Annotated in this window: 12 protein-coding genes and 5 pseudogenes; 7 read left to right on the forward strand and 10 right to left on the reverse strand. The window is 37.3% G+C overall.

Features of this window, described 5'->3' with window-relative positions:
* Positions 1 to 360 (reverse strand): annotated as a pseudogene (locus WIW52_RS02995) (IS701 family transposase); the annotation flags it as partial.
* Positions 361 to 369: 9 nt separating this feature from the next.
* Between WIW52_RS02995 and WIW52_RS03000 the strand changes: the two are divergent.
* The gene (locus WIW52_RS03000; protein WP_337708526.1) at positions 370 to 513 is read left to right on the forward strand and encodes a hypothetical protein; all 144 of its coding nucleotides are present in this window, start codon (positions 370 to 372) and stop codon (positions 511 to 513) included.
* A 308-nt stretch (positions 514 to 821) separates the two neighbouring features.
* On the opposite strand, the pseudogene WIW52_RS03005 reads toward WIW52_RS03000, so the two are convergent.
* Positions 822 to 1,098: pseudogene (locus WIW52_RS03005) on the reverse strand (type II toxin-antitoxin system RelE family toxin).
* A 306-nt stretch (positions 1,099 to 1,404) separates the two neighbouring features.
* Between WIW52_RS03005 and WIW52_RS03010 the strand changes: the two are divergent.
* The gene (locus tag WIW52_RS03010) at positions 1,405 to 1,548 is read left to right on the forward strand and encodes a hypothetical protein (protein WP_337708528.1); all 144 of its coding nucleotides are present in this window, start codon (positions 1,405 to 1,407) and stop codon (positions 1,546 to 1,548) included.
* Here WIW52_RS03010 and WIW52_RS03015 read toward each other — a convergent pair.
* Positions 1,505 to 1,675 (reverse strand): annotated as a pseudogene (locus WIW52_RS03015) (type II toxin-antitoxin system RelE family toxin); the annotation flags it as partial. The gene WIW52_RS03010 and the pseudogene WIW52_RS03015 sit on opposite strands and share 44 nt — an antisense overlap.
* A gap of 1 nt (position 1,676) precedes the next feature.
* A pseudogene (locus WIW52_RS11255) lies at positions 1,677 to 2,062 on the reverse strand (trehalase-like domain-containing protein); the annotation flags it as partial.
* A gap of 83 nt (positions 2,063 to 2,145) precedes the next feature.
* Between WIW52_RS11255 and WIW52_RS03020 the strand changes: the two are divergent.
* On the forward strand, positions 2,146 to 2,844 hold the full coding sequence (locus WIW52_RS03020; RefSeq protein WP_337708529.1) for a protein-L-isoaspartate O-methyltransferase family protein: 699 nt from the start codon (positions 2,146 to 2,148) through the stop codon (positions 2,842 to 2,844).
* Here the strand turns inward: WIW52_RS03020 and WIW52_RS03025 are convergent.
* Genes WIW52_RS03025 through WIW52_RS03035 form a run of 3 tightly spaced genes read right to left on the reverse strand, consistent with a single transcriptional unit; the run spans position 2,841 to position 3,639 of the window.
* Complete coding sequence (locus tag WIW52_RS03025) at positions 2,841 to 3,083, reverse strand: DUF86 domain-containing protein (protein WP_337708530.1); 243 nt, start codon at positions 3,081 to 3,083, stop codon at positions 2,841 to 2,843. The two genes, WIW52_RS03020 and WIW52_RS03025, sit on opposite strands and share 4 nt — an antisense overlap.
* Positions 3,047 to 3,250: a hypothetical protein gene (locus WIW52_RS03030; RefSeq protein ID WP_337708531.1), complete on the reverse strand. Its 204-nt coding sequence runs from the start codon at positions 3,248 to 3,250 to the stop codon at positions 3,047 to 3,049. The genes WIW52_RS03025 and WIW52_RS03030 overlap by 37 nt, the downstream gene beginning before the upstream one ends.
* A complete protein-coding gene (locus WIW52_RS03035; protein WP_337708532.1) occupies positions 3,238 to 3,639 on the reverse strand; it encodes a nucleotidyltransferase family protein in 402 nt (133 codons plus the stop codon). The genes WIW52_RS03030 and WIW52_RS03035 overlap by 13 nt, the downstream gene beginning before the upstream one ends.
* Before the next feature lie 166 nt (positions 3,640 to 3,805).
* Between WIW52_RS03035 and WIW52_RS03040 the strand changes: the two genes are divergently transcribed.
* The 3 genes from WIW52_RS03040 to WIW52_RS03050 all read left to right on the forward strand — a co-directional run bounded on the left by WIW52_RS03040 (position 3,806) and on the right by WIW52_RS03050 (position 4,929).
* On the forward strand, positions 3,806 to 3,937 hold the full coding sequence (locus tag WIW52_RS03040; protein ID WP_337708534.1) for a hypothetical protein: 132 nt from the start codon (positions 3,806 to 3,808) through the stop codon (positions 3,935 to 3,937).
* 298 nt (positions 3,938 to 4,235) lie between these two features.
* Positions 4,236 to 4,607, forward strand: a complete 372-nt coding sequence (locus WIW52_RS03045) for a HEPN domain-containing protein (RefSeq protein WP_337708535.1) — start codon at positions 4,236 to 4,238, stop codon at positions 4,605 to 4,607.
* Positions 4,588 to 4,929, forward strand: a complete 342-nt coding sequence (locus WIW52_RS03050) for a nucleotidyltransferase domain-containing protein (protein ID WP_337708537.1) — start codon at positions 4,588 to 4,590, stop codon at positions 4,927 to 4,929. The genes WIW52_RS03045 and WIW52_RS03050 overlap by 20 nt, the downstream gene beginning before the upstream one ends.
* Positions 4,930 to 5,076: 147 nt before the next feature.
* On the opposite strand, the gene WIW52_RS03055 is transcribed toward WIW52_RS03050, so the two are convergent.
* Complete coding sequence (locus tag WIW52_RS03055; protein ID WP_337708539.1) at positions 5,077 to 5,226, reverse strand: PIN domain-containing protein; 150 nt, start codon at positions 5,224 to 5,226, stop codon at positions 5,077 to 5,079.
* Positions 5,223 to 5,465, reverse strand: coding sequence for a VapB-type antitoxin (locus tag WIW52_RS03060; RefSeq protein WP_337708541.1), 243 nt, complete (start codon positions 5,463 to 5,465; stop codon positions 5,223 to 5,225). The genes WIW52_RS03055 and WIW52_RS03060 overlap by 4 nt, the downstream gene beginning before the upstream one ends.
* 210 nt (positions 5,466 to 5,675) lie before the next feature.
* On the opposite strand from WIW52_RS03060, the gene WIW52_RS03065 reads away from it, so the two are divergent.
* Entirely contained in the window at positions 5,676 to 7,532 is a 1,857-nt protein-coding gene (locus tag WIW52_RS03065) for an AAA family ATPase (RefSeq protein ID WP_337708543.1), read from the forward strand.
* A 185-nt stretch (positions 7,533 to 7,717) separates the two neighbouring features.
* On the opposite strand, the pseudogene WIW52_RS03070 reads toward WIW52_RS03065, so the two are convergent.
* Positions 7,718 to 8,107, reverse strand: a pseudogene (locus WIW52_RS03070) (hypothetical protein); the annotation flags it as partial.

Here is an 8,107-nt window from a genome sequence, read left to right on the forward strand (position 1 = left end):
GCAGTAGATCCGGTAGTTCCCGTGGGGGCTCACGTCCTTTCCTCTGGAGTACTCCTTGTGGTCTACGGTGTCGTCTATGATTACGGCCACCTCACCCTTCACCAGCCCCGACAGGACCTCTAAGTAGTCTCTCCACGCGTCGTGGAGCTCTCCCAACGCCTCCAGCAGGTTTGCGTAGTCCAACCCGAATGTCTCAGCAGCATTCTTCACGCTGGCCCTACCACCTAGCAGGGTCATGAGGGCTAGTGCTAGTCCTACCCTCCTGCTCCTCTCGTTCCTCCTCACTATGCCCAGGACTTTGTTCACTGCCTTGACCAACTTCTCCTTAGCTAACTCGATTTGTCCTTTTCCGTTTGACATCTTTTCAGTATGAAGACGTCTAAAATTAAAAACTTCTCGCTAATACCGACTTCTTGGTATTACCTCCCTAAGATTCCCATAACTGCTGTAGAAAGGTTAATTAAAATAAAGGGAGTAAAAGCGGTAATATCAGCATTTGCTCTACCTCTCTAAAAATAAGTGACGCCCCGCTTAATCACAATTCTTTACACAGTAATCTTACCCTGACTAAATGATAAGGGCTATTCATCCCCGACCTAGAGGAAGGCGTAAGTTTAACGTTAGGATCCAACCTCATTCTTTGCTCAATTTTTTCAAAATTCAATGAGAGTAATCAGCATATCCTTTTTTAATGCCTAGTAGCAAATATACATATATGAGAATTGAAGATAAGGATGAAAAGGGAGAAGGTTACTTAGTAATTGAAAGTAAGGAGGATTTAGAAGAGTTTAGGAAGATGTTGATTGAGGCTTATTATGAGCTTAATCCCGACCGTAAACGTCCTTGTGAGACCCGATCTCCCAAATGAAAGCTATTTTTTGAGTCCACACTGTAAAGTATCCTTATATCTCCAGTTACTTCTAGGGAAAACATTGGATTACCGTACACATCTTTTCCTAATTTCTCTCTGGAGTATTTAACAGGATTTTCTTTTATCAATTCAAGTTTATCGACAATTAACATGAGATATTCCAAATTGGAGAATTCTCTGGCAACAAATCTAGCCAAATCTCTAGCTTCCTTAACTTTCTTCATCATGAATTTCAATTCCCACTTCTCGCAAACCACATTAAAAGATTTAGGAAACGTATTTAAAAATTTTCTCTTTTCGTATATTATCTTAAATTTAAGCAAAAATACTAAGCAATCCTAGACCAGAGAGTGTAGAGCTTGAGGTTGAAATTTTTGTGGTAGGCTGGAGAGTTTATACAATTTTTTTAACGGGAATAGAAAGCCGGGATCCCACATATGCACTTATACTGCTTACTTAACAATTTTTCGAAATTCGATAAGAGAATTCGATTAGCATATCGTTTTAATAACCTCTTTGTAGAGTTTGTACATATGAGGAGCGGAAAAGACGGAGAATATTATTATGTGGAGTTAAGTAAAGATGAAGTAATTAAGCTTAAGGAGATTGCGGAAAAGAAAGCTAAGGAGAGAACTAACGTCCGTAAACCTTCTTATGAGACCCAATCTCCCAAATGAAAACTATACAGTTTTTCGGATCAACGCTATAAAGTATCCTTATATCCCCCGTAACTTCTATGGAAAACATTGAATTGCCATGCTTATCTTTTCCTAACTTTTCCCTGGAATATTTGAAGGGGTTATCCTACGCAATCTCTTCCCTTAGAGTTAACGAATCTATCCCTTAATATTGTTGGCCTATAACGTGCATATTTAAAAGCCGGTTTGAAACCTACTGTAAAGGGTACGTCACTTTCCACTTTCCTTATTATTACAGTCTCTCCCAGAGGTAGTAAATCGATGATCTTTAAAGAACCTCCTATTTCTGTTTTTACTTCAGTAGTTAAAACTAGTGGGTGCTCATAATACTGTTTAATGCTCTCTATTTTCTCAGGAAGTATAGAGAATTCTCCCCCTTTTCTTCTAGTAATTTAGTAAAGATAGACGGAGAATCAAATTTTGGCACAGGGAACCATACTATCGAAGTCCCATGTATAATGGTTGATGTTCTTTGGTTTGAAATAAAACCCAATTACATGATTAAAAGTAATGCCAATTTATTTAATACCTTAATGAAATGGCTAAACCTTTATTTTACTAAATCTTATTGTACTTATGACCGAAAAGGAGGAAATTCTTAGGAAGATTAAGAACCCAGAGCTAGCCGAAGCGTTCAAGAAGGTTGATAGAGCAAAGTTCCTGCCGGAGAATCTAAGGAGTTATGCCTATACTCACGTTGATGAAGCTTTACCTATTTTACCCGGAATAAATACTACTGCGTTAAGTTTAGGAATCTATATGCTTGATGAATTAGACTTGCACAAAGGCCAAAAGGTCCTAGAAATAGGAACAGGAATAGGTTATTATACTGTATTAATTGCGGAAATTGTTGACAAGGTTGTTAGTATAGAAATTAACGATGAAATGTATAAATACTCTTCAAGATTACTTTCCGAGTACCAAAACATAAAGTTAGTATTAGGCGACGGAACGTTAGGACATGAAGAAGAGAAGCCCTTTGATAGAGTGATAGCCTGGGCCTCTGCACCTACTCTCTTGTGCAAACCTTATGAACAACTTAGAGAAGGAGGAATAATGATTTTGCCTATGGGTGTAGGGAGGGTACAAAAACTTTACAAGGTAGTAAAGAAAGGTCACAGTCCTGCTCTCGAAAATCTTGGAGAAGTTTTATTTTCAAGAATTAGAGGGCTTTTTGGCTTTTATGACGATTACGAGGACGACGTGGAGAGCAGGCTCAGTAGGTTGGAAAGGCAAGTGAAGTCAATACTAAGTAGGTTGGAAAAGAAAGTTTAACAATCCCAATAATTCTTGGCTTTCTCCCTCAAATTGTAGGCTATTTCGAGTAATCTTCTATATTCCTTATTTTTCATTATCTTCTTAACGAAAATGGGATTAACTGTTGCATATTCGTGAACAATAATGTTCCTAAATCCAACCACGGAAATTAAAAAATCCCTTTCTTCAGCATTTATCAAGTTTTTCTCATAAAGCTTTCTTATAGAATCTCTATATCCTTGGCTTGATATTCCCATATTCGTAAGAGTGTTTGAACTAAGTAAATGAATGACTGAGCTTGGACTTGAAGCAAGTGAAGTATCGCAAATAAGTTAAACCAGTTATCTAAATCTACATTATTAACTTCATCTAATTTGCTAGTGTAATCTTTAAGGTCCTCAAGTAGTTTATCTAAGATCGCCATTCTCTCATCACCGCTCTAACTCCCCTTCCTACTAAATCCAATTTTTTAGCATCCATTAAGAAATCCTCACAAACTACTGCTCTCCTATGAGCTCTTGACCAGTCTTCTTTATAAAGAATTAGACCGTAATTAAATACCTCATGAATTAAGTAACAACTGGTATTATCATCTATTGAAACAAGATCTATCTTTTCCGTATCCAAGTAATCTGAGAGATCCTTCCACAATTTCATGTAATCATCAAAGCTTAACTCTTTAAATTCTACTGCAATATCGATGTCATTACCTTTCCCTTTCTTAGCTAGAGAGCCGAATAACACGGCGTAATATATATTATAATCCTTCCAATTGAAAGCTTTCAGCTTATCTAAGTAATCTTGTAGGTGCACATATTATGATAATATGGGGAATTAAAAAGAGGTTCTATGAAAGTTTTTAATGCTCTTTCAAAGGCTTATCTTTCTTAACGTAGAATAATAGTAGGTAGTATGAACCGAATTAAAAGTTGACCTTGAATTAACTTCTTTAACATTGCTAACTACGAACCAGAAAATTGTGCTCCTTCTTTCATCGTTAGGAACTTTAATGGCTGCAGTAGACACTACAATTGTACTTTTAGCGTTGCCGACTAACCGATTGCTTACACAAAAGAAAGCAAGAAAGGCTCCGACAGACTATTACGGATGAAAAGTGAGTAGGACTAAAGCAAGAAAAGACCCATATAGCCCCGTGACATTATAGAATAGTAAGGCAAGGAGACGAACTATTTTTCTATAAAATTTTTAGTAAGGCGGCTGATTGTAATATCGAATGGTTAATATGAGTAGTGAGTTATAGCGCCTTAACGCTCTTATGTTTTTTCAGCCAAAATCACCGATATCACGTCAGCATCCCTTTCATACTTCACCGCTCATATTAATGTTAATCTAAGTTTCAACTCTAAACCACTTACAGTTTTTATTTTTGATTTAGCTGAAATATAATTATGGCTGAGTATTTAAGAGAGAACGCGGTTGATTTCTTTGAAGAGGCTGAGGAAAACTTGAGGAAGGGTAAGTACAATTTAGCGATGTTTAATCTTGAGCAAGCGTTACAACTTTCGTTGAAATACACTTTATATCAACTAACAGGTAGTTTTGAGAAAACCCATGATATAAAGAAGCTCTTAAGTCAAGTAGTTGAATTGTCAAAAAATAAAGAATTAGAAAAGATAATGAGGGAGGAGTACGTGGTTCTTGACGTGCTAGAACAATCGTACATTGCGTCGAGGTATTTACCCTATAAATATGATAAAAACACCGTTGAGAAAACATTAAATGTAGTTAGGGGGATTTTACATGTATTGGGAATTATATAAGTGGTGGAGTAAAAGGAAGGAGATTTTGTCCCACGCGAGAGATTACGTTAGGGAGATTAAGAGGATTTGTGTTGAGGAAATCGACAAAGAGTGTAGGGTAATTCTATTCGGCTCAGTTGCAAGGGGGAATTACAGAGTTGATAGTGACATAGACGTTCTGATAATAACTGAAAAAGGTAAGACTATATGGGATAAGGCTCAAATATCTTCTAAAATTAAGGAGAAAATAGGGTTTGGAGACCCATTAGAACTTCACGTTGTTACCAGAAAGGAGTATGAGGAGTGGTATAAGAGGTTTATTGATGTTTATGAGGAGTTTTAAACTAAATGTCTTTAATTTCACTCTGTTACTTATCCTCAAGGCAAGGTCGAATACTCTTTTGAATTCTACATCCTCTACTTTACAACCACATTTCTCTAGAGCATAATCTACGAGGGCATTAAGCTCTTCTTCTGAGAGTTTAAGAGTTCACGAAAAGACAGAATAAAGTTCAGCAACTACAAGCTTGCTTATTACCTTTTCTCCGTCTTTGGGATAATTTGCAATAGCTTTTTCGTGGTTCGGGTCTTTCTCGTTAATTAGAGCTATTATAATACTGCTATCGATATAATATTTCATTCCCTTTCCCTTAATAAGTCATCAGAAGTCGGTAACTCGAAAGGTACCCCTTCTTTTAACCATCTTTCAGTTAGTTCTTTGATTTTTTCCTTCTTCTTTAACTCTTCTTTAGCCTTACTCACTCCGTAAGCAATAATAATATTAAATGCTTCATTTCTTGACTTAGCGATACTCATCTCTACCATTTTTTCAGCTATTTCATAATACTCGTCCTTTACCTTAAGTGTTACTATCCTCATACCATAATATTACTCAAGAAACAAGATAAACTTTACCCTAGTATGATATGAAGAGATCAAAAAGACATTTAAACCGAGACTTTTCTCCATCCTTGTCAAGGAGTGAAAGGGATAGGATATTTAGTGGTATTTTATACACCCTATTTATCTCATTACTGGCAGATAATGTTCACTAAATAATTTTTAAAGTGTGATTAAGTATTTTCTTAGATGCCCATCGATCTAAAGAAATTATGCGGTGATTTCTCTACTTCCAATATTAACGGTTACGCAAAAGTAGACGTGTTTAACATTAGCGGTTACGTTCCTAAAGAGTGCGAAATGAAGGTCAATGCTATAAAAGTTCTGGGTTTAGCTTTTACTTACTCGTTAAAGGAAAAGCGCAATGACATAAAGGGATTTGTCGAAGAACTGTATCGAAGGTATAATTACGTACTGTTCATTCCAGACAACGCGAATAGCGATGTTAAAAGTTTCTTCGAATCAGCGTACGAAGTTTTAAGTACTCAAGACCCGTTTGAAGTAACTAAAAATTTAGCCTTAGGTTTTTTCTTGGCATGGAAATACGATTTGGACTTTACCGACTATATACGAGGGACACGGGCATTACTCGACGTTTACCGTCTATTGCCCTTTTATTATTCATATTCTCAAAGGGGAATAGACCCGTTTGAGAAACTGAAAGACAATTCAAGGGATAAGCAGTTCATAGAGGAAATTATGAACGAGTCACGTGATAGCAGGAAATACACATTTTTTAACAATATGCTTTACCCAATCGCTTTGTCCCAATTCATAAATATGCTGCCGGAGGATAAGGAGTTGAAATCCGGGGCTCCTATAAGCTTTCAAACTACCGAATTTTACAAAAAGTTAGCACTATACAGTTACACGTTAAGTGATAGCGAAGCACTAGGCTTCATTAACTCCGTTTTCTACAGGCTGAAAAGACTGTGGAGAGAGTTAAAAGGAGTACGAATGGACGAGGTCGTCCTTGATTTATATCAGAATTACCTTACCGCACTGAGTAAACACGGTTTACAAGTCAATCTACCCAAAGTTCAAGACTTGTTAGTACAAAAGACTGAAGGAGTGAAGTGTATCGGGAAAGGGGAAGTGGATTTACATGATTTTTACACAAGTGTAGACGTGGAAACATTGAAGGCTGCACTAAAGATAGGTAATGTTTTACTTATCGGCCCACCCGGTGTAGGTAAGACCAGTTTAGCCTTGAGAGTGGTCAAGGGTTTGACAGATAACAACGATGAGTGTTTTTCTGTCTTTACGGCCAACTCTTTGTGGTTCAGAAGAAACTTGGTCGGCGGGGAGAGCTTTATTAGCGGTTCCGTTTACTGGAAAAGTGGTTTGTTAGTCCAAGCCTATGTTAGGGCTTCAAGGATTATTGACGGTAATTATTACGTTATTGTAGACGAGATCAACCGTGCTGATGTCGACAAAGCTTTCGGTGAGTTATTTACCATATTCTCAAGTAATAATCCTGAAGAATGGTTTGTACCAAGTAGTTTGGTTGAGGAGATCGAGAGTTACGGTGACAGAGTTGATGAGTATGCTAGGGAATTCTTGCTGATTTATAATGACTTGAAGGAAAAGGGTAGAGAGGACGAACCTTTAAGAAGGATAAGGATGATAGCTACGATGAACTTAGTAGATGCGAGGAACTTATTTTACGTAGGAGATGCCTTAGTGAGGAGATTCGTTTCGTTTTATTTACCCTATCCCACTTCTACTGAGGACTTGGTTAAGGTCTTGCCTAACTTTAATTTGCAGGATGACGAGAGGGAACAAATCATTAAGTTTGTGGGTTGTGTAAGGGAAAAGTTCAGCCAGAAGAGAAAGGCTAGTAGGTCAACGTTTATGGAGTTAACTAGCTTTAACATATCTCCGGCTAGTGTTAAGAATTCTTTAGCTATTTACTCAGAGTTAAGTAAACGTAGTATTGACGACTTTGCCGAAATAGTCAAGCTCACCTTAGGTACTCTAAATAAAGAAAAAATAAGCGAATATGAAGAGATAAAAGAAGAGTGCATAAAGGAACTTAGGAAATAATTTTGCACTACTCACCCTATCTTTTACCTCATAATTAGCATTATGATTGTGAAAAAAGTTAGAGAGACGATAGTAGTATTCCCGTCTGAAGAAGTGATGAAAAGGGTCTTAAAGGAGGCTGGCGTAAAGCCGGAGGAAGTTGCCGACGTAAGCGAAAATGACTTATAAGTGTTAACCCCTCTTTTTCAAACTAACTTTTTCAAAATTTCACCTATGATCCTTAAATTGTACTCATCGTCGTCTTTTAGTGGGTCAATTATAGCAATGTAAATTAAATTGGAATTGTACCAGAAGTCAATAAGTCCTCTCTCTTTAGCTCTTCTATCAAGTTCCCTCGTAGCTGAGTCCTCATCGTCGTAGTCTACTCCCCGTTTATCTAACCCGGGGTAAACGAGGACAGAGGCTAAAGGTTGGTACTCGTAAGTATATGCCATGACTTTGAACCTGCCCATCGTTATAGTCTTTTTCATAATAACTGCAACGGGGGCTAAAAGTGAGTTAAATCTAGTGTTAGTAATGGGGGCTGTTGGGCTGAGTGTGCTGAGGACCTTAATTCGCTTTGAACCCAACAGCCC

The organism is Stygiolobus sp. RP850M (assembly GCF_037389295.1).
GTDB lineage: Archaea > Thermoproteota > Thermoprotei_A > Sulfolobales > Sulfolobaceae > Stygiolobus.